Genomic DNA, 20,039 nt, shown 5'->3' with positions numbered 1-20,039 from the left:
ATTTTCCTCCCGCGCCGGCGACCACGGAGCATGACCATGGGACTGAAAACCATCACCTCATCGCTGTCGAAAAACGACCTTGCGCATCTCGGCGCCGGCGAAGTCGGCTATATCCGCAAGATGCGGTCGGAGGAGGTCTCCCGCTGCTTTCCGGAAGCGCCCGAGATGGGACCGGGCATCGATCTCTGGGCCCTGTTTGCGGCGGACGGCACGCCGATCCTGTTGACCGACAACCGCTCGAGCACCTTCTTCAAGGCCGCCGAGGACGACCTTCGCACCGTCAGCCTGCATTGAGCGGCTGAGGCATTCCAGCTGAATTTGGCGCCTCATCCAGCTGCCGCCACCTTCTCCCCGCGGCGACGGGGAGAAGGAACAAGGGGCTATGTCCCACCGCCCATTTTCCGCACTAACTGGGGTAAGGCCAAAGCGCAAAGAGTCCTAAACGCGCCGAAACGTCAGATAGGCCGAACTTCTGCCTTCCCGTCGGGCCTTGGCCTCGTAGCGCGTGCTCGGCCAGCCGGCAAACGGGGTCAGCCAATCGGCCGATCTTTCCGCCGTCCAGTCGAAGGCGGCGTGGTCGCGGCAATGGATGAGCGTCCAATTGACATAGTTGTCGATGTCCGAGGCGAAGCAGAAGAGGCCGCCGGGTTTCAGGACGCGCGCGAAGCGGTCGAGATTGACCTTTGAGACGAACCGCCGCTTCCAATGCTTCCGCTTCGGCCAGGGATCGGGATAGAGCAGATCGATCTGATCGACGGAAGCCTGCGGCAGCCAGTCCAGCACCTGCGTGGCATCGTCGTCATAGAGGCGGACATTGTCGATCTCCCTCGCTTCGATCTGGCCGAGCAGCTTTGCCATGGAATTAACGAAGGGTTCGACGCCGATGAAGCCGGTGGACGGATCCTCCGCCGCCCGATGAATGAGATGCTCGCCGCCGCCGAAGCCGATTTCCAGGCGAATCCGCTTGACCTCCGCGGGAAACAGCGCCGACAGATCGTCCGGCGACGGTTGCTTGAGATCGAGCCTCAGGACCGGCAGCAGCGTCTCGAGCTGCGCTGCCTGGCGTTCCCGCAACGGCTTGCCCTTGCGGCGCCCGAAGAAGGCCTCCGTCGATCTGGCACCACGCGGTTCGGTCATATTTGTTCTTCCTTGGATCATGACGATTTTCGGTCTCATTCGACCGAAGATCACAAGCATGATCGACTTCATTATGTCCAGACGCCGGCGCCTGACCGCTCACATCTTCCCGCGCGCAAGCAGAGGGGCGGAGGCTCCTTCGAGCATCCGCCCCGATCTGCTTTTCACTTGCGTTCAACCGCGGCAACACCGTGGCGCTGACGCCAGCCTCTTCGGCCCACCCGTGTGTGAATATCAAGCGGCGCGGCTGCTGATCGGCGCAGAATCGAGCGAGATCGCTTCCTTGAGCGGCTTGACGAGGTCGAGCTTCTCCCAGGAGAAGGAGCCGTCGCGGCCAGCCTTGCGGCCGAAGTGGCCATAGGCGGAGGTCTTGGCATAGATCGGCTTGTTGAGGTCGAGGTGGCGGCGGATGCCGGTCGGCGAAAGGTCCATCGTCTTGCGGATGGCCTTCTCGACCTGGTCTTCCGAAACCTTGCCAGTACCGTGCAGGTCGACATAGATCGACAGCGGCTGGGCGACGCCGATCGCATAGGAAAGCTGGATCGTGCAACGTTCCGCGAGGTTGGCCGCCACGACGTTCTTCGCGAGATAGCGGGCGGCATAGGCGGCCGAGCGGTCGACCTTGGTCGTGTCCTTGCCGGAGAAGGCACCGCCGCCATGCGGTGCGGCGCCGCCATAGGTGTCGACGATGATCTTGCGGCCGGTGAGACCCGCGTCGCCGTCCGGTCCGCCGATGACGAACTTGCCGGTCGGGTTGATGTACCAGGTGCAGTCGTCGGCGATCTTCAGGTCGTCGAGGGCCTCGCGGATATAGGGCTCCACGACCTTGCGGACCTTGGCGGAATCCCAGCTGTCGTCGAGGTGCTGGGTCGACAGGACGATGGAGGTGACTTCGCTCGGCTTGCCGTCGACATAGCGTACCGTCACCTGGCTCTTGGCGTCCGGGCCAAGCTTGGCAACGTCGCCCTCGCCCTTCTTGCGGGCGGCGGCGAGCAGATTGAGGATGCGGTGCGAATAGTAGATGGGCGCCGGCATGAGCTCGGCGGTCTCGCGGCAGGCATAGCCGAACATGATCCCCTGGTCGCCGGCCCCCTCTTCGCCCTGCTTGTCGGCGGCATTGTCGACGCCCTGGGCGATGTGCGCCGACTGGAAGTGCAGCAGCACGTCAATCTTCGCCGTCTTCCAGTGGAAGCCGTCCTGCTCGTAGCCGATGTCGCGGATCGCCTTGCGGGCGGCCGCCTTGAACTTCGAGGGGTTGATGACGTCGTTGCCGTTCTTGTCCTTTTTCAGAAGGCTCGGCGGCAGGCGTACTTCACCGGCGATGACGACGCGGTTGGTGGTCGCCAGCGTTTCGCAAGCAATGCGCACGGTCCACGGGTCGACTCCGCATTTCGCCGCTTCGCGGTAGACCAGGTCGACGATCTCGTCGGAGATGCGGTCGCACACTTTGTCCGGATGACCTTCGGCAACGGATTCGCTGGTGAACAGGTAATTTGCGCGCATACGGGAAGTCCCCTCAATGAAAGAAGCATGTTCACTGTTAGTGGTTTTGCCACCGAAAAACAAGCGCACAAGGACATAAATATATCTTTATATCGATATCGCGACGACGATTGGAACGGCATTTCTCCAAGCCGCGCCGACCGACAAAAACAGTCTCAGGAGCCCCCGGCACCTACGAAAAAAGCGGCCCTGGGCCGCTTTTTCGTAAGGTCGGAAAGTTCTGCTATTCGCTCTCGGCTTCGGCCGCCAGTGCCTTCACCAGATCCACCAGCTTGCGGCGGACCTTCGGATCGGAAATCTTCACGAATGCCCGGTTGAGCTGCAGGCCTTCGGAAGAGGAGAGGAAGTCCACCACATAATTGGAGCTCGGCGCTTCCGCCATGCCTGATCCGGCGCCGCCCTCGCCCGGAGCATCCTCGAAAAAGAACGAGACCGGGACGTTGAGGATGGAGGAGATGTTCTGCAGCCGGCTCGCACCGACGCGGTTCGTTCCCTTTTCGTATTTTTGGATTTGCTGGAATGTGATCCCCAGACTCTCGCCGAGCTTCTCCTGGCTCATGCCAAGCATCGTCCGGCGAAGGCGAATCCTGCTACCGACATGAATGTCGATCGGGTTCGGCTTCTTCTTGTTTTCAACCATAGTCGCGTTCCTGAACACGCTGTTTCGATGGCCACAACCCATCATTGACGCAGCAATTGATGAACAGCCTGCCAGCGAAAGCAGGGCTCCAGTGGCAGGCATGGGTTGATGGTGAAATACACTATGCAATTTTAGGGGTTTTAGGTCAATTCGTCCAAAAATTAAAACCCCTGCGCGAGATTACCGCAACCAACAATAGAAACGCCGCCGTGAACCAGAAGATCCTGCCACGCATCGTGCTGTCGGTCATGGTGGGCATCTTGCCCGGCAGAATTGTGTCCGTCACTCCCTTGTAATTGTATCCTAATCCTACCACTAAAACACCACGTGCATCAACAATCGCTGATATACCGGTGTTGGCGGCTCGGATCATTGGCGTGCCGGTCTCGATTGTGCGCAGCCGAGCCTGATGGAGATGCTGGCGCGGGCCGGGCGTGTCGCCGAACCAGGCGTCATTGGTGACGTTCAGGAGAGCGTCGGAGAGCTGCGCATTGCCGTCGATTTCGTCGGCAAAGATCGCCTCGTAACAGATCAGCGGATAGAATGTCCTGCCGCCGGGCAGCGTCAGGACCGAACGGTTCGGCGCCGCCGAGAAGCCACCAGGCATATTCGCGGCAATCGAACTCAAGCCCCAGGAATTGAGGACGTCCTCGAACGGCAGATACTCGCCGAATGGAACGAGATGCACCTTGTCCGCCGCGCCGACGATCTGGCCGCGGTCGTCGATCACGTAGATCGAATTGTAGTAGCGCGGCGGCAGGCCCGCCCCCGCGTCCTCGGCCCGCACGGCGCCCGCCACGAGGATTTGCCCCTCCTGGAGAACCTCCGCGATCCGGGTCAGCGCGTCGGGATTGTCCGTCAGGATGAAGGGGATCGAGGTTTCCGGCCAGACGATGATATCCGGGCGCTTGCCGCCCGCCTGCGGCGGCGCGGCGGTCAAGGACAGATGCTCCTCGAAGATCGCCGCGCGCTCGCGGTCGTCCATCTTCTTCGCCTGGTCGATCACCGGCTGCACAAGACGAACGGTGCGTTCCGGCATCATCGGCTGCGGCGCCGGCAGGGAAAGCCGGTGATAGCCGTAGCCGATATGCGCAGCGAAGAGCAGTGCAGCGGCGGCAAGGCCGATCCGCGCGCCCCTGCCGGTGCCGACGAGGGCCGGAGCGGCAAACACGAAGACCGCAAGCATATTGATCGTCGCCACATTCAGGACGCTCGCCGATTGCATCATCAGCGGCATCGGCATTGCCGCATAGCCGATCGCATTCCAGGGGAAGCCGGTAAAGAGGAAGCTGCGCAGCCATTCAGAGAGGCCGAAGCCGACCGCAAGCGCAGCAATACGTCCGACGCCGTCTGACCAGAGGCAGCGGGCGATGATCACGGCGAGCGCATAGAACAGGGCGAGCGCGGCGGGAAGGCCGATGACGGCCAGCGGCAAGGCCCAGGCGAAGAGATCCGCCTCCACCAGGAGCGCGTTGCCGAGCCACCAAAGACCGCCGAGGAAATAGCCGAAGCCGAAACTCCAGCCGATCGCAGCCGCCGGCAGGAGCCGCCGGACGACGCCGTCGTCGGGATGGGTCGGTACCCCGTCGATCAGCCAGACGAGCATCGGAAAGGAAATGAAGGCCGCCGCGAAGATGCCGAAAGGCGGCTGGGCGAGCATCGCCAGCACGCCCGCGAGGAAGCCGACCAATGCGCGAGACGCCCCGGAGAGCAATATGATCCTGCCTGCCAGTTTTTCCATGCAGCCTCCAAGTCGCGCCGGCGAAAGGCCTCGCGCGTAAGATCAATCGAATCAGTGCCGGCAGTTTTCCAAAAAACCGCTTGCTTGTCCCGTGGCCGTGGCGGCGCCGCGCCGCTGCTGCATGGTTTGGCCTTGGGTCGGTTCCGCTTCACGAAATCATGCAGCAGATCGTGGCGAGATGAAGAGAGAGGGCAATTACCCGGATCACCGCCCGACTGGTTGAGATAGAAGCCGGATTAACCACAGCCGGCAGAATTCACGCTCCGGCCACCGCTGGTTGTTCCCTCCTGGGGACGATGCCGTTAGTCTGGTCCAACTACTCGGCACTGGGCCCATGTGACGCGTCTACTGCATCACTCCTAAAATTCGAGAATTGATTTGAGGAGGAAATCATGCAGCAATTCAAAGTGCTACAGCGACCTTTGCACGTCTCTTGACCGCGCGGCGTTGTAGGACAGGCGATCCAGAACAGCATCTCGGACAAAAAAGGGGTCCCCATGTTCGATACCCGCGAAAAGATCGCGCTTTTCATTGACGGCGCCAATCTCTACGCGACATCGAAGAGCCTCGGCTTCGACATCGATTACCGGAAGTTGTTGACCGCATTCCACAAACGCGCCTATCTGCTGCGCGCCTACTACTACACGGCGCTCATCGAAGACCTCGAATTTTCCTCGATCCGGCCCTTAATCGACTGGCTGGACTACAATGGCTACACGGTCGTGACCAAACCGGCCAAGGAATTCACTGACGCCCAGGGCCGGCGCAAGATCAAGGGGAGCATGGATGTAGAACTCGCGATCGACGCGATGGAACAGTGCCGCGTCGTCGACCATTTCGTCCTCTTCTCCGGCGACGGCAATTTCACCACCCTGGTGGACGCGTTGCAGCGCAGGGGACGCAAGGTTTCCGTCGTTTCGACGCTCACGACCCAGCCGCCGATGATCGCCGACGAACTGCGCCGCCAAGCTGATCATTTCATCGATCTCATCACATTGCGCAGCGAGATCGACCGCCATCCACAGGCGTCGCCCCAGACCGCCAAGCCGGTCGACGAAACGCTCACCACCTAAAACATATCATTCCGCCGAGCTCGGAGGCGGGGCGTTTGCCTGAGCGCCGCCATTCGCCGGCAGCGCATCGGGCAAGATTTCCTTTTCGGGCTTGACCACCCGCCGGCGTGCCGGCGGCCGCTTGCGCATGATGCGCACCCGCTTTACGCGACGCGGATCGGCGTCGAGGATTTGGAACTCGAAGCCGGGAATGGCCTGCACCACCTCGCCGCGGACCGGAATGCGGCCGAGCGATGCGAAGACCAGGCCGCCCAGCGTGTCGACGTCCTCGAGCTGCTCGCGCACGTCGAAATCCGGACCGATCGCCTCGGCAATCTCCTCGAGCTCGACACGCGCGTCCGCCACGAAAACGTCGTCCGACGAGCGGGCGAACATCACCTCGTCGTCGTCATGCTCGTCCTCGATGTCGCCGACCACCATCTCGACAATGTCTTCGAGCGAGACCAGCCCGTCGGTGCCGCCATACTCGTCGATGACGAGCGCCATCTGAATGCGTGCGGCCTGCATGCGTTGCATCAGGTCGGAAGCGAGCATCGAAGGGGGCACGAAGAGGACCTGGCGAATGATGCCCGCCTCCTCGACCGATTTGTTCAGGTCGACGCGCGATAGATCGAAGCCCGGCCTCGGCGGGCGCGGCGTCTTCTCCACCTTGTCGGCGACGACCGGATGCGCTGCCTTCCCGTTGCGGCGGCGGTTGCGGGCCTGCCGGGTCACATAGGCGAGCAGGTCGCGGATATGGACCATGCCGCGCGGGTCGTCGAGGCCCTCGCTATAGACCGGCATGCGCGAACGGCCGGATTCTTCGAAGAGAACCATGAGTTCGCCGATCGTGATGCTCTGATCGACCGCTTCGATATCGGCACGCGGCACCATCACGTCCTCAACGCGGACCTCGCGGAAGCGGAGGATGTTGTTGAGCATCGCCCGCTCTTCGGGCGAAAAGGCGGTGTTGCTGTCGGCATCCGTCATCAGCGCGTCGGCGAGATCCTCGCGCAGGCTTGACGCACCCGCACCGCGCCACAGGCGGGCCGCACGGCTCCAGAAGGATGAGGTGGATTTGTTGCCCTCTGGTCGGGCGGTGGTACTACTACTGCCCGCGTCGGCGTCGCCGGAGGCATCGGCCTCCTCGCTGGCAACCGTTGCCGGCTGTGTCTTGAAGTCGCTCATTGTTCCAAACTGTCAATCCGGGGTCCGGTCCCCGTAGGGATCAGATAGGCCAAGACGCGCCAAAATGCGAGTCTCCAACCCTTCCATTCTTTCCGCTTCGTCGTCTTCAATATGATCATAGCCGAAAAGATGGAGGAATCCATGGACGAGAAGATGCGTCAGATGCTCGTCGAAAGATTTCTCCAATTCATCGGCTTCGCGCTTCAGCGTCTCGTAGGCGACGATAATGTCGCCGAGCATCGGCCCCGGCATCCTGCCGGGCGTCACCGGGAAGGCGGGGAAGGACAACACGTTGGTCGGCTTGTCCTGGTTGCGCCATTCGGCGTTGATCTCCCGCATAGACCGATCGTCGGTGAAGACCAGCGACAGTTCCGGCGGTTCCGCCGGGAACGGCTGCTTCTCCTCGGTGGCGAGAAAATCCGCGGCCGCGCCGAGAATGCGCGCAGAAAGGGCCTGCAACCGGTCCTCCGGCGGCCAGTCTCCTTCATCGACGCTGATCTGAATATCCAAAGCCGTCATGACTGGTCGCGACCGCCTCAGCGGTCGCTCTGTTCGCTTTCGTCGTGAACGGCCGTATGGCTTTCATAGGCCCTGACGATCCGCGCCACCATCGGATGGCGCACCACGTCGGCATCCTTGAAGCGGATCACCGACACGCCTTCGACGCCCTTGAGGATCTGCAGCGCCTCGACGAGACCGGATTTCACGCCGCGCGGCAGGTCGACCTGGCTCGGATCGCCGGTGACGATCATCCGGCCGTTTTCGCCGAGGCGCGTCAGGAACATTTTCATCTGCATCGACGTCGTGTTCTGCGCCTCGTCGAGGATGACGGCGGCATTGGCGAGCGTCCGGCCGCGCATGAAGGCGAGCGGCGCGATCTCGATCACGCCGGCCGAAATCGCCCGTTCCACCTTGTCGCCCGGCATCATGTCGTAAAGCGCATCGTAGAGCGGCCTGAGATAGGGATCGACCTTCTCTTTCATGTCGCCGGGCAGGAAGCCGAGCCGCTCGCCCGCTTCGACCGCCGGCCGCGACAGGATGATGCGGTCGACGGCGCCGCGCTCCAGCAGCTGGGCCGCATGGGCGACGGCGAGATAGGTCTTGCCGGTGCCGGCCGGGCCGACGCCGAAGACGAGCTCCGCCCGCTCCATGGCCCGGATATAGGCGTCCTGCATCGGCGTGCGCGCAGCAATCGTCTTCTTGCGCGTCGAAATCTGCGCCATCGTCAACTTGGCTTTGCGCTCCATGGTCGGCAACTGCAGCTGGTCGTCGGCCGCGACCGCCATGCGGATCGCCCCTTCGACGTCGGACGTATCGATCGAAGCCCCACTTTGCAGTCTTCCATAGAGATAGTCGAGCGCGCGCCGCGCCTGGTTGGTCGCCACGATGTCGCCGGAGATCGCAACGGAATTGCCGCGCGGCCTGGCATCGACGCGCAGCCGTTCCTCAAGCAATTTCAAATTCTGGTCGAACTGGCCGAAGAGCTCGCTGGCGAACCGATTGTTCTCGAACGTGAGCACGAAGTGATTGGCGTCTGTCGCGGTTGTCTTGGAATGGCGCGATGAGGTTGAAATCATTTCGTGTCCGTTCAAGCGGTTCTGGCTCCTCACTCTCGATCTCGGCACCGCGCGTGAAATGACGCGCAGAGAATGTTCTAACGCCTTAACTCAGCAAAAGCTCCCGAGAAGGCTCTCGTGCCCCTGCTCTATTCGATCATCTCGGCAAACAGGCTGTTCGGGCCGGCCTTGGTGATTCGTACCTTGATAATGTCACCGATTTGCGATCGTTTTGCATCAACATTCACGGGCTGCAGCCAGGGCGAGCGGCCGACTAGCTGACCCGGCATGCGGCCGGGCTTTTCCAGAAGCAGGTCTATCTCTCTGCCGACGCAGGCGGCGGCAAAGTCGCGCTGCTGTTTGAAGAGCAAAGTCTGCAATCTTTCCAGCCGCTTGGCCTTTACGTCTTCGGGAACCTGGTCCTTGAGATCGGCCCCCGGCGTACCCGGGCGGCTTGAATATTTGAAAGAGAAGGCCTGTGCATAACCCACCGCCTCGACGAGACGCATCGTGTCCTCGAAATCCTGGTCGGTCTCGCCCGGGAAGCCGACGATGAAATCGCCGGAGAGCGCCAGATCGGGTTGAACGGTGCGAATCCGCTCGACAAGGGCAAGATATTCGGCCGCCGTATGGCGCCGGTTCATCACTTTCAGGATGCGATCGGACCCGGATTGGACCGGCAGATGCAGATAGGGCATCAGCTTGGCCATCGATCGGTGCGCCTCGATCAGGCTCTCGTCCATGTCGCGCGGGTGGCTGGTCGTGTAGCGCAGCCGCGCGAGGCCGTCGATCTCGGCGAGGCGCCTCAGAAGGTCGCCGAGGCCCCAGTCGCGTCCGTCAGGCCCCGTTGCATGCCAGGCATTGACGTTCTGGCCGAGCAGCGTGATCTCACGCACGCCGCCGTCGACCAGCTTTTCCGCCTCAGCGACGATCTGCGCCACCGGGCGCGAGACTTCCGAGCCGCGTGTGTAGGGCACCACACAGAAGGTGCAGAATTTGTCGCATCCTTCTTGCACGGTGAGAAAGGCGGTGACGCCGCGGGCACGGGTCTTGGCCCTGTCCGGCGCCGGCAGATGCTCGAACTTGTCCTCGATGGCGTAGTCCGTCTCGACGACGCGCTCGCCGCTCCTCGCCCGCTTCAACGCCTCGGGCAGCCGGTGGTAGGTTTGCGGGCCGATGACGAGGTCGACCGCCGGCGCACGCCGCAGTATCTCGTTGCCCTCGGCCTGGGCGACGCAGCCGGCGACGCCGATCACCATTTCGCGGCCCGCGATCGCCTTCGCCTTCTTCAGTTCGCGCAGCCGGCCCAGTTCGGAATAGACCTTTTCGGCGGCCTTCTCGCGGATATGACAGGTGTTGAGCAGCACGAAATCGGCATCTTCCAGCACGTCCGTCGCAATAAAGCCGTCCCGCGTGAGCGCGTCGGACATACGGTCGGAATCGTAGACATTCATTTGGCAGCCATAGGTCTTGACGAAGACCTTGCGCGTCGGAGCGTGTTCCTCGCCCGCCACGGGCGATTTCGGCAGAAGAGCGGTTTCCTGGGTCATGCGGGTTCTTTAGTGCAAAGCGGCCCAAAGTTGAAGCATTTTCGGCCGGCACCCAAGGCGGCGGGGCGGCTCGTTATCGCTAGGCCGCGGTCCTCTCCCGGGCCGGCGCCCGGCCTCTCAGCCGGTCCGACAACATGTTGCGGATCCGCTGCTCGACGAGGCGGCTGATGGTCTTGCGGCTGGAGTACCGGTCGTAATCCACCGCCTCGCCGAAATCCACTTCCACGTCGATCGCCCCTTCCCGAAGGACCCCGACGAGGTGCGGCAGCAGCCCGATGTCGCCCGGCCAGGCCGCGATCGGCCGGTAGTAGCGGCCCATGGGCATGCCATGGATGCCCGTATAGGAAATCGCCACCGGCTGGACATGCACGACGCCGGTCGGCGACTGCGGCACGGCCGAGGCGGCTGCGCCGAACAGCGAGGTCTTGATCTCGAGAAGGCGGTTGCCGTCCGAAGTCGTCCCCTCCGGAAAGAGCACGACGACCTCGCCGTCTGCGAGCCGGCGGCCGATCTCGCTTACCTGGTGGCCGGTTGTGCGTTTCTGCTCGCGTTCAATAAAAACCGAGGCCTGCAGGCGGGCAAGGATACCGAAGACGGGCCAGTCCCTGACGTCCGACTTGGCTACGAAAACGACATCGGCAATGGACGACAGGACCATTATGTCCTTCCAGGAGACGTGATTGGCGCTTATCAGCAGCGGCCGCCGCCGATCCAATTCCCCGTGGACCCGAACGCGAAGGCCGAGCAGACGGCAGGCGATGCGATGCCAGAACCGCGGCAGGAAGCGGCGCGGCTTCATATCCAGCCAGAGGCAGACAAGTTGGACCGGCATCAGCAGCAAAGAGACGATCGCCAGCAGGATGGCGTAGAGCGCGACCCGTATCCAGTTGATCATCCGGAAAGACTTTCTGATCCGACCACTTCGACGGGACTGGAGCGGGTGCGCTCAATGCGTCCGCGCCGCCGCTCTATCGGATTGATTTGCCGCATTTATGCGACGGCAGGTGAGTCCACCTGCCTGCAAAATGCTCTAGCGAAGATCGAGCCGCATGACAAGGGCGGCCGTGCGCGACCCGCCCGCTCCCTGATAATAGGCCTTGCGCTCGCCGACCTTCGCGAAGCCGAGCTTGCCGTAGAGTCCGATCGCTGCCAGGTTCGCCTCATCGACTTCGAGGAATAGCGTCTCAGCGCCCTTGACGATCGCCTCGCGCATCACCGCCTGCATCAGCCGCCAGCCGAGACCGGAGCGGGCAAAACGCGGATCGACGCCGATCGACAGGACCTCGGCCTCACCCGCGGCGGCACGCGACAGCACGAAGCCTCCGAATGCAGGTCGAAACGTGCCATTCGTCTGGCGGGCAGCGAAGCCGAAGACCGTTTCCTGCAGCAGGAGCGCATGAATTTCGCCGTCGCTCCAGGGCTTGGCGAAACGCTGGCTGTGCAGAGTTGCCGCCGCGATCAGGTCCGCCTCCTCCAGCGGGAAGATGTCGAATTCAGTTCGGCGCGTGAAATAGTCGGTGAAGCTCATCTCTGTCCTGCGCATCCGGCTCGACGGTACCGCGCCCTCCTCATCCAGGGCGCCGGCCGGCTGTCTCGATTGGCTGAACGGGTCTATCCTGCCGTCGCCCTCCTGACGGCGAAGCCCGCCTGAGGCTTTGCATCCGGGCCCCGCAAGTAGAGCGGTTTCGGCTTGGCCGAGGCTGGATCGGCCGTAGCGCCTAGCCGGCCGACGAGGCCGATATCGATGGCGATATCGATCTCGTCCGGCTTGCCGACCGTATCGGCCGAGGCAACGAGCGGTGCGCCGGAGCCGCAAATAACGCCGACGAAACCGTAAAAGCGGTCGCGCGCTGTGGCGAGCGGCAGGATTTCGGGCTCGCCTTGCGCCTCGCCGCACGCGCTAAAGGCCTGGACATAGAGCTCGTCCCGTTTCGCGTCGATGACCGCCAGCACCGGCTGCCCCGGCTGCTTCTCCCTGGCGCTCTCGGCAACAAGCTGGAGCGTGGTGATACCGAGGGCCGGCTTGCCGAGGGCAAGCGCCAGGCCGCGCGCCGCTGCGACGCCGACGCGAATGCCGGTGAACGACCCCGGCCCTACGGTGACGGCGATCCGGTCTATGTCCGCAAGTTCCCTGCCGGAGGCGAAGAGCGCCTCATCGACGAACTCCATCAGGCGCTCGGCATGACCGCGGCCGATGTCGGCGCCGGCATGGGCCAGCACTTCGCCCGCCGCGCCGTCATAGACTGCAGCCGCGCAACCGCTGCCCGAGGTATCGATGGCAAGGACCAACATTGTGAGACGCCATGACCTCCCTGCGCTGCTTCGCCGGCCCGCGAAGAGGCTCTTCCGCTGCAAGGCGCGACCGCAGCCGTCGCCTGTCGTCGGTGTCCGAAAATCTTGGGGCTGCAACAAGCCTAAGTCGCTATCATCCGAATCCGAGGACGGCTTCAGACCGATTCGACCGATTCGACCTCGGGCACGAAATGGCGCAGCAAGTTCTGCACGCCGTGCCTGAGCGTCGCGGTCGAGGACGGGCAACCGGAGCAGGCTCCCTTCATGTTCAGGAACACGGTGCCGTCCTTGAAACCCCGGAAGGTGATGTCGCCGCCATCCTGGGCGACGGCCGGGCGCACCCGCGTGTCGAGCAGTTCCTTGATCGTCGCGACGATCGCCTCGTCGCCCTCGTCATAGAACTCACCTTCCTGATCCGTCTCTTCGGCGCGGCCGGCGCCCGACATGATCGGCTGGCCGGACATGAAATGCTCCATGATCGAGCCAAGGACCGCAGGCTTCAGGTGCTGCCACTCCTGCCCTTCCTTGCTGACGGTGATGAAGTCGTAGCCGAAATAGACGCCGCTGACGCCGGGAATCGAAAAAAGCCGTGCTGCCAGCGGCGAACCGGCGCGCGCCTCTTCCTCGCTTCGGAATTCGGCGGTTCCGTTCTCCATCACCACCTTGCCCGGTAGGAACTTCAACGTGGCCGGATTCGGCGTGGCTTCGGTCTGGATGAACATGGTTCTCTCCGTTGCGCCGGGAGCGCTCTCAACCGGCTCTTTAGAATTGTTCAAAAATATAGGGGCATCGCTCCGGCGCCGCAAGGGCGCGTTCTGCCGCACTGTCAGGTCAGCGCGTCGATCTCCTCGTCGGTCAGAAGATCGGGAATGACCGTGACCGGAATCGGAAAGGCCGCCGCCTTGCCTGCGATCGACGATACGAGAGGGCCTGGCCCTTCCTTCGCCGATCCCGCGGCAAGCACGAGGATGGCGATATCCCGATCTTCCTCGATCAGCGCGTATATCTGCTCCGTGGCGATCCCCTCGCGAATGACGATTTCCGGCTCGATGCCGATCCTCTCGCGTACCGTCTGCGCGACCTTGGCAAGCGTCGCCTCGGCCTCCTCGCGCGCCTCCGCCCGCATGATTTCCTCCACGCCCAGCCATTGCTGGAAGTCGGCGTCGGAGATCACATAGAGCAGCACGAGACCGCCATTGGAGTTCTTGGCGCGCATGCCTGCATAGTGCACGGCACGACCGCATTCTGGCGTGTCGTCGATCACCGCCATGAACTTGCGGCGATGACCTTCCAGTCGTGAGAGTCGGGTGGAAACCATGCGGCGAACATTACATCGCCGCATGCGTCCCGCAAGCTCTCATTTCGGCGGACTACTGCAAAAAGCCGATGATCTCGCGAACCTCGCGCATGGTCTTTTCCGCCCGCGCCCGCGCCCGCTCGCCGCCATTCCTGAGGATCGAGTCGATATGCGCAGTGTCGTCCATCAGGCGACGCATCTCGCCGGTGATCGGCGACAGCACTTCGACGGCGAGATCGATAAGGGCCGGCTTGAAGACCGAGAATTGCTGACCGCCGAACTCGGCGAGGACCTGATCCTTCGTCCGGTCGGCAAGTGCGGCATAGATGCCGACGAGGTTTTCCGCCTCCGGGCGGCCCTTCAACCCTTCGGCTTCGCTCGGCAGCGCATCGGGATCGGTCTTGGCCTTGCGAATCTTCTTCGCGATCGTCTCCGGATCATCCAGCAGATTGATGCGCGACAGGTCGGACGGATCGGATTTCGACATCTTCTTCGTGCCGTCGCGCAATGACATGACGCGCGGCGCCGGTCCGCCGATCAGCGGCTCGACCGGCGGGAAATAGGCATGGATCGGTTCTTCGCCGACGACGATATCGACGCCGTAGCCGCGCGCCCTTATGTGCTCCATGAAGTCGATATTGAACTTCTGGGCAATGTCGCGGGTGAGCTCCAGATGCTGCTTCTGGTCGTCACCGACCGGAACATGGGTGGCGCGGTAGACGAGGATGTCGGCCGCCATCAGGCTCGGGTAAGCAAGCAGGCCGAGGGAGGCGTTCTCGCGGTCCTTGCCGGCCTTGTCCTTGAATTGCGTCATCCGGTTCATCCAGCCGATGCGGGCGACGCAGTTGAAGATCCAGGCAAGCTCCGCATGCTGCGGCACCGCCGACTGGTTGAAGACGATATGCTTCTCGGGATCGATGCCCGAGGCGACGAAGGCGGCCGCGATCGAGCGGATCTGGCCCGGCAGGTCGTCATGCACGAGCTGCGCGGTGATGGAGTGGAGGTCGACGACGCAATAGATGCAGTCGTTGTTCTCCTGCAGGGCGACGAATTTTCGGATCGCGCCGAGATAATTGCCGAGATGCAGATTGCCGGTCGGTTGAACGCCGGAAAATACGAGCGGCCTGAATTCGTTCATGTCGTCCTCATCGGGCTTGTGGAGGGCCCACCAATTGATATCGCCGCGCTTATGCACGGCGCGCCAAATGCAATCAAGAGGCGGGTTGCAGGAGGTCCCAACGATTGCCGAACGGATCGGTGAAGACGGCGACAATGCCGTAGGCCTCATGGCGCGGCGTCTCGAGGAATTCGACGCCGGCGGCAAGCATCGTCGCATGGTCGCGGGCAAAGTCGTCGGTGAAGAGGAAGAAGCCGACGCGGCCGCCGGTCTGATTGCCGATCGCCGCCTTCTGCCGATCGCCCTCGGCCCTGGCGATGAGCAGCGCCGTTTCGGTCGCGCCTCTCGGCCGCACCAGCACCCAACGCTTGCCATCGCCTAGATCGGTGTCCTCGATCAGATCGAAGCCCAAGCGACCGCAATAGAAGGCGATGCCCTCGACATAGTCCGGGACGAGAATGGCGACCCGGGCAATGGTCTGCCTCATGGCTCGCCGGTCCCCTCACCCGCCCTCGAGGCAGCCGCCGGAACAGCTTTGCGCTTCAAGCTGCGGCGTATCATCCCCAGGCTGGCGCCGCCGAGCCCAAAGGCGGCGGCGAAATAGATCGACATCGCAACCGCCACCAGGCCGCAGACACTTGCGGCGCGGATCGCCAGTGGCGCGGCGGAGGAAAGGGGGAAGACCAGCCACTGGATGGCGTAGTGGAGCGCCGCCGCCATGATCGCCGCGGCGATCACAAGGCGCGGAATGCGGGTGAGTAGCGGAATGTCGCGGCCCCAGTGGCCGCGCCAGGCGAGCGTCGCAAAGAGCAGGAGGGCGTTCACCCAGCCGGCGACGATCTCGGCGGTGGCGATGCCGCTGGCGCCGAGCGAGGGAAACAGCGCCAGCGCCAAGGACACGTTCACCGCCACCGAGATCGCCGCGAAGATCATCGGCGTGCGCGTGTCCTCCCGCGCGAAGAAGCCCGGGATGAAGGCCTTGATCAGCACGAAGGCCGGCAGGCCGAGACCGTAGATCGCCAGGATATGCCCGACGACGACGGTCGATTCGGGCGAGAACTTTCCGCGTTCGAAGAGCAGCCGGACGATCGGTTCCGACATGACCAGCAGCGCCGCGGCCGCCGGCAGGGTCAGGAACAGGGTGAACTCGACGGAGCGGTTCTGGAGGTTCGACGCCTCGTTGAGATTGCCGGCGCGAAGCGCCCGCGCCAGCTCCGGCAAGAGCACGGTTGCGACCGCGATGCCGACGACGCCGAGCGGAAGCTGGTAGATGCGGTCGGCATAGACGAGCGACGAAACCGCCCCTTCCTGCGCCGAGGCGATATTGGTGTTGATCAGCAGGTTGATCTGGGTGATGCCGCCGGTGATCGCCGCCGGCAGCGCCAGCACCAGCAGGCGCCGGACATTGGCGGTCAGGCGCGGACGGCGGAAGCCGATCCGGATGCCGGCGTTGCGGACGGCGATCCAGACGATCGCCAGCTGGACGAGGCCGGCCGCCATGACGCCCCAGGAGAGGCTGTAGCCGACGGCAACCGCGTCCTGGCCGCTATACCAGGCATAGGCAAGCGCGCCGATCAGGATGAAGTTGAGGAACACCGGCGCGATCGCCGCGGCGAAATAGCGGTGCAGCGAATTGAGCATGCCCGCCATCATCGCCGCCAGCGACATGCAGGCGAGATACGGGAACATGATCGTCGCGAAGGTGACGGTGCTTGCGAATTTCGCCGGATCGTCGGCGAAACCGGGAGCGATCAGTTCGCGCACGATAAACGGCATCGCCAGTTCCATGGCGATCGTCAGAAACAAAAGGACGGTGAAGAGCACGCCGAACACTTCTTCGGAAAAGCGGCGGGCGCCGTCCATGCCGCGCGCCTCGATCTCCTTGGCGAAGAGCGGCACGAAAGCCGAGTTGAACGCACCCTCGGCGAAAAGCCGGCGAAAGGTGTTGGGGAGCCGGAAGGCCGTGTTGAAAGCGTCGGCGACCGGTCCGGTGCCGAGGGCGGCCGCCATGAAGGTCTCGCGCACGAAGCCGAAGACGCGGCTTCCGAGCGTCGCGCCGCCGACGGTTGCGAATTTCTTGACGAGGCTCATGTTTCGGCTTTTGTCGTTCTGGAAGCGTGCGACGTCCGCGGCGGATGGGCGGGAGCGATGATGCCGGAGGGCATGCGCTCGCGCGCCTCGTCGACCTCGCCGGCCAGCACTGCCTTGAGGCGAGCGGCAATGTTACTCTGCCGGTTCTCATTGATGATCTTCGCGCCGACCAGGTCGGTCACATAGAAGGTGTCGATGACCTTCTCGCCGAAAGTGGTGATATGGGCCGAGGCGATATCGAGCGAGAGGTCGGAAAGCACCGCGGTGATCTCGGAAAGCAGGCCGGTCCGGTCGAGGCCCTCGACCTCGATGACGGTGAACTTGTTCGACAGCGTATTGCTGATCGTCACCTCCGGCGTCACCGTGAAGGCCTTGCTGCGCCTCTTCGCCCGGGTGCGGCTGGCGATCACCTCCGGCAGCCGCTTGCGGCCGGAGAGCACGTCCTCGATCAGCTTGCCGATGCTCGCCGCGCGCCGCATCTCGTCCTCGTCGACCGAGAACTCCCGGTTGACGAGGATCGTATCCAGCGCCCGGCCATCCGAGGTCGTATGGATCTGCGCGTCTACGATGTTGGCGCCCGCGGCGGCGCAGGCGCCGGCGATGACCGTCAGCAGCCGCGGATGGTCCGGCGAAAGCACGGTGATCTCGGTGATGGCATGGAAATGATGGGTGCGCACCATCGTCGCCAGGGTCTTGCCGGCCTTATCCGCCTCGCGGATGAATTCGGCGTGCCGCACCTGATCCTCGAGCGCCACGGTCAGGAGATAGGGCTGGTAGTGAAGCCGGACATAGGCGTCCCGCTCCTTCTTCGACCAGTCCTTGAGCGCGTCTGCAAGCATATGGGCGGCGTGCTTTGCCCGCTCCTTGCGCGACAGTTCCGAGAAGCCGCCGGAGAGAAGAAGCTCGGTTTCGTAATAGAGCGTGCGCAGCAACTGCCCCTTCCAGCCGTTCCAGACGCCGGGGCCGACCGCCCGGATGTCGCAGACGGTCAGGATGAGCAGCATCTTCAGGCGCTCGAGCGATTGCACACGCTCGGCGAAGTCGAGGATGGTCTTGCGGTCATTGAGGTCGCGGGTCTGCGCGACCATCGACATGGTCAGATGTTCCTCGACCAGCCAGACCACCGTCTCGGTCTGCTTCGGCGACAGGCCGAGACGCGGGCAGAGCTTGCGGGCAACCTTGGCGCCGGCGACCGAATGGTCCTCGGGCCGGCCCTTGGCGATGTCGTGCAGCAGCACGGCGACGTAGAGCGCCTCGCGATCCTCGATGCCGGGCATCAGCATGGCCGTCAGCGGGTGCGCTTCCTCCTCGAGGCCGCGATCGATCCGCGACAGCACGTCGACCGTGCGCAAGAGGTGCTCGTCCACCGTGTAGTGATGATACATGTTGAACTGCATCATCGAGACGATCTTGCCGAAATCCGGGATGAACCGGCCGAGCACGCCCGACTCGTTCATGCGCCTCAGGATCAGTTCCGGATTGCGGCGCGAGGTGAGGATCGACAGGAACAGCCGGTTGGCCTCGTCGCTTTCGCGCAAATGCGGGGTGATCAGGCCGAGCGAACGGGTCACCTGCTTCAGCGCGTTCGGATGGAACTCCAGCCCGTGGATATCGGCAATATGGAACAGGCGCAGCAGGTTGATCGGATCCCGTTTGAAGACGTCCGGGCTTGCGAGCGCGATGCGGCCGCCATCGTCGACGAAATCGAGCGTACCGGCAATCTTGCGCGTGCGGTGCCGGAAGCGGCTGAAGACGCCCGAGATCCCCGGCGTATCCTTGGCCTGCTGGTCCTCGAGCGCGGCGCAGAAGATGCGGGTGAGATCGCCGACGTCCTTGGCGACGAGGAAGTAATGCTTCATGAAGCGTTCGACCGCCGAGAGGCCCGGATGGTCGTGATAGCCGAGCGCTTCGGCAATCTCGCGCTGGATGTCGAAGGACAGGCGTTCCTCCGCCTTTCCGGTCAGGAAGTGCATGTGGCAGCGAACTGCCCAGAGGAAATCGTCCGATTTCTGGAAAAGCTTGTATTCCTGCCGCGACAGGACGCCGAGCTTGACGAGGTCGGCCGGATCCTTAACCCGGTAGAAATACTTGGCGATCCAGAACAGCGTGTGCAGATCGCGTAAGCCCCCCTTGCCCTCCTTGACGTTCGGCTCGACGAGATAGCGGGTGTCGCCCGCCTTGCGGTGGCGCCCGTCGCGTTCGGCGAGCTTGGCAGCGATGAATTCGGGGCCAGTGTTGCGGACGATCTCGTGATCGAAGCGCTGCTCGAGTTCGCCAGCCAGCGCCTCGGAACCGCAAATATAGCGGCATTCGAGGATCGCCGTGCGGATCGTCATGTCGGCGCGCGACAGTCGGATGCATTCGTCGATGGTGCGCGTCGCATGGCCGACCTTGAAGCCGAGGTCCCACAGGACGTAGAGTGTGAATTCGATGGCAGGCTCCGCCCAGACCGCCTTTTTGGGCGGCAACAGGAAGAGCAGGTCTATGTCCGAGCCCGGCGCCAGGGTGCCGCGGCCATAGCCGCCGACCGCGGTCACGGCGAGCCGGGAAGCCGCCGGCGCATGGGCGGCGTCGAACACCTCGTTCAGCACGAAATCGTGCAGCACGGTGATCAGTTGATCCTGCAGCCAGGATATGCGCTCGGCGCATTTGATGCCGGCCCCGTCGACGGCAAGCAGTTCGCGCGCCTTGGCTCGGCCTGCATTGTTCGCCTCCTTGAAGGCGGCGAGAAGCGCGCGGCGCATCGGCTCGCGCTGCTCGGCATGGGCCGAGGCGATGAAGCCGCACTTGGCCCGAAGTGCGGCGACGTCGAGAATTTCAGGGAAGGAAGTTTCGTGTTTGGCCATTTAGTGCCGGGAGGCGTCCTGTCCGACTG

The 20,039-nt window shown here is 63.3% G+C and carries 19 protein-coding genes; 2 read left to right on the top strand and 17 right to left on the bottom strand.

Annotated features, from left to right (window positions below; translation table 11 throughout):
* Positions 1 to 36 precede the first annotated feature (36 nt).
* Complete coding sequence (locus CO664_RS01405) at positions 37 to 294, top strand: DUF1150 family protein (protein ID WP_012706639.1); 258 nt, start codon at positions 37 to 39, stop codon at positions 292 to 294.
* A 144-nt stretch (positions 295 to 438) separates the two neighbouring features.
* Here CO664_RS01405 and CO664_RS01400 read toward each other — a convergent pair whose 3' ends face one another.
* The 4 genes from CO664_RS01400 to lnt all read right to left on the bottom strand — a co-directional run bounded on the left by CO664_RS01400 (position 439) and on the right by lnt (position 5,021).
* Positions 439 to 1,137, bottom strand: coding sequence for a tRNA (guanosine(46)-N(7))-methyltransferase TrmB (locus tag CO664_RS01400; protein ID WP_097525666.1), 699 nt, complete (start codon positions 1,135 to 1,137; stop codon positions 439 to 441).
* Between the two features lie 234 nt (positions 1,138 to 1,371).
* Positions 1,372 to 2,640: a methionine adenosyltransferase gene (gene metK, locus CO664_RS01395; RefSeq protein WP_097537753.1), complete on the bottom strand. Its 1,269-nt coding sequence runs from the start codon at positions 2,638 to 2,640 to the stop codon at positions 1,372 to 1,374.
* Between the two features lie 223 nt (positions 2,641 to 2,863).
* Positions 2,864 to 3,280, bottom strand: a complete 417-nt coding sequence (locus CO664_RS01390) for a helix-turn-helix domain-containing protein (RefSeq protein ID WP_097525555.1) — start codon at positions 3,278 to 3,280, stop codon at positions 2,864 to 2,866.
* 145 nt (positions 3,281 to 3,425) lie between these two features.
* Positions 3,426 to 5,021 carry an apolipoprotein N-acyltransferase gene (lnt, locus tag CO664_RS01385; RefSeq protein ID WP_097537752.1) on the bottom strand — a complete coding sequence of 532 codons (1,596 nt, stop codon included), beginning with the start codon at positions 5,019 to 5,021 and terminating at the stop codon, positions 3,426 to 3,428.
* Positions 5,022 to 5,518: 497 nt separating this feature from the next.
* On the opposite strand from lnt, the gene CO664_RS01380 reads away from it, so the two are divergent.
* A complete protein-coding gene (locus CO664_RS01380) occupies positions 5,519 to 6,094 on the top strand; it encodes an NYN domain-containing protein (protein ID WP_037420733.1) in 576 nt (191 codons plus the stop codon).
* Positions 6,095 to 6,100: 6 nt separating this feature from the next.
* Here CO664_RS01380 and CO664_RS01375 read toward each other — a convergent pair whose 3' ends face one another.
* The 13 genes from CO664_RS01375 to CO664_RS01315 form a co-directional block, all read right to left on the bottom strand.
* The gene (locus CO664_RS01375) at positions 6,101 to 7,261 is read right to left on the bottom strand and encodes a hemolysin family protein (RefSeq protein ID WP_097525553.1); all 1,161 of its coding nucleotides are present in this window, start codon (positions 7,259 to 7,261) and stop codon (positions 6,101 to 6,103) included.
* A 12-nt stretch (positions 7,262 to 7,273) separates the two neighbouring features.
* Positions 7,274 to 7,780: an rRNA maturation RNase YbeY gene (gene ybeY / locus CO664_RS01370; protein WP_037420738.1), complete on the bottom strand. Its 507-nt coding sequence runs from the start codon at positions 7,778 to 7,780 to the stop codon at positions 7,274 to 7,276.
* Positions 7,781 to 7,797: 17 nt separating this feature from the next.
* A complete protein-coding gene (locus tag CO664_RS01365) occupies positions 7,798 to 8,853 on the bottom strand; it encodes a PhoH family protein (RefSeq protein WP_037420741.1) in 1,056 nt (351 codons plus the stop codon).
* Positions 8,854 to 8,966: 113 nt separating this feature from the next.
* On the bottom strand, positions 8,967 to 10,367 hold the full coding sequence (miaB, locus tag CO664_RS01360) for a tRNA (N6-isopentenyl adenosine(37)-C2)-methylthiotransferase MiaB (protein ID WP_097525550.1): 1,401 nt from the start codon (positions 10,365 to 10,367) through the stop codon (positions 8,967 to 8,969).
* A 79-nt stretch (positions 10,368 to 10,446) separates the two neighbouring features.
* A complete protein-coding gene (locus tag CO664_RS01355; protein WP_097537751.1) occupies positions 10,447 to 11,262 on the bottom strand; it encodes a 1-acyl-sn-glycerol-3-phosphate acyltransferase in 816 nt (271 codons plus the stop codon).
* Between the two features lie 135 nt (positions 11,263 to 11,397).
* Positions 11,398 to 11,895: an N-acetyltransferase gene (locus CO664_RS01350; RefSeq protein ID WP_097525548.1), complete on the bottom strand. Its 498-nt coding sequence runs from the start codon at positions 11,893 to 11,895 to the stop codon at positions 11,398 to 11,400.
* Positions 11,896 to 11,978: 83 nt separating this feature from the next.
* Positions 11,979 to 12,659, bottom strand: a complete 681-nt coding sequence (gene tsaB / locus CO664_RS01345) for a tRNA (adenosine(37)-N6)-threonylcarbamoyltransferase complex dimerization subunit type 1 TsaB (protein ID WP_097525547.1) — start codon at positions 12,657 to 12,659, stop codon at positions 11,979 to 11,981.
* 155 nt (positions 12,660 to 12,814) lie between these two features.
* Positions 12,815 to 13,381, bottom strand: coding sequence for a NifU family protein (locus CO664_RS01340; RefSeq protein WP_037378149.1), 567 nt, complete (start codon positions 13,379 to 13,381; stop codon positions 12,815 to 12,817).
* A 104-nt stretch (positions 13,382 to 13,485) separates the two neighbouring features.
* Complete coding sequence (locus tag CO664_RS01335) at positions 13,486 to 13,977, bottom strand: universal stress protein (protein ID WP_037378146.1); 492 nt, start codon at positions 13,975 to 13,977, stop codon at positions 13,486 to 13,488.
* A 52-nt stretch (positions 13,978 to 14,029) separates the two neighbouring features.
* Positions 14,030 to 15,094, bottom strand: coding sequence for a tryptophan--tRNA ligase (trpS, locus tag CO664_RS01330; RefSeq protein WP_037378144.1), 1,065 nt, complete (start codon positions 15,092 to 15,094; stop codon positions 14,030 to 14,032).
* A gap of 73 nt (positions 15,095 to 15,167) precedes the next feature.
* Positions 15,168 to 15,560 (bottom strand): VOC family protein, encoded by a 393-nt coding sequence (locus tag CO664_RS01325; RefSeq protein WP_097537750.1) that lies wholly within the window; start codon positions 15,558 to 15,560, stop codon positions 15,168 to 15,170.
* Positions 15,557 to 17,164: a murein biosynthesis integral membrane protein MurJ gene (gene murJ / locus CO664_RS01320; RefSeq protein ID WP_097537749.1), complete on the bottom strand. Its 1,608-nt coding sequence runs from the start codon at positions 17,162 to 17,164 to the stop codon at positions 15,557 to 15,559. Before murJ ends, CO664_RS01325 begins: the two co-directional genes overlap by 4 nt.
* Positions 17,161 to 20,010 (bottom strand): [protein-PII] uridylyltransferase, encoded by a 2,850-nt coding sequence (locus tag CO664_RS01315; RefSeq protein ID WP_097537748.1) that lies wholly within the window; start codon positions 20,008 to 20,010, stop codon positions 17,161 to 17,163. Before CO664_RS01315 ends, murJ begins: the two co-directional genes overlap by 4 nt.
* Positions 20,011 to 20,039 lie beyond the last annotated feature (29 nt).

The organism is Sinorhizobium sp. NG07B, from assembly GCF_002532005.1.
In the GTDB taxonomy this organism is placed as follows: Bacteria; Pseudomonadota; Alphaproteobacteria; order Rhizobiales; family Rhizobiaceae; genus Sinorhizobium; species Sinorhizobium fredii_C.
The sequence above is the reverse complement of the archived record's forward strand: the minus strand, read 5'-3'. Positions and strand labels throughout refer to the sequence as shown.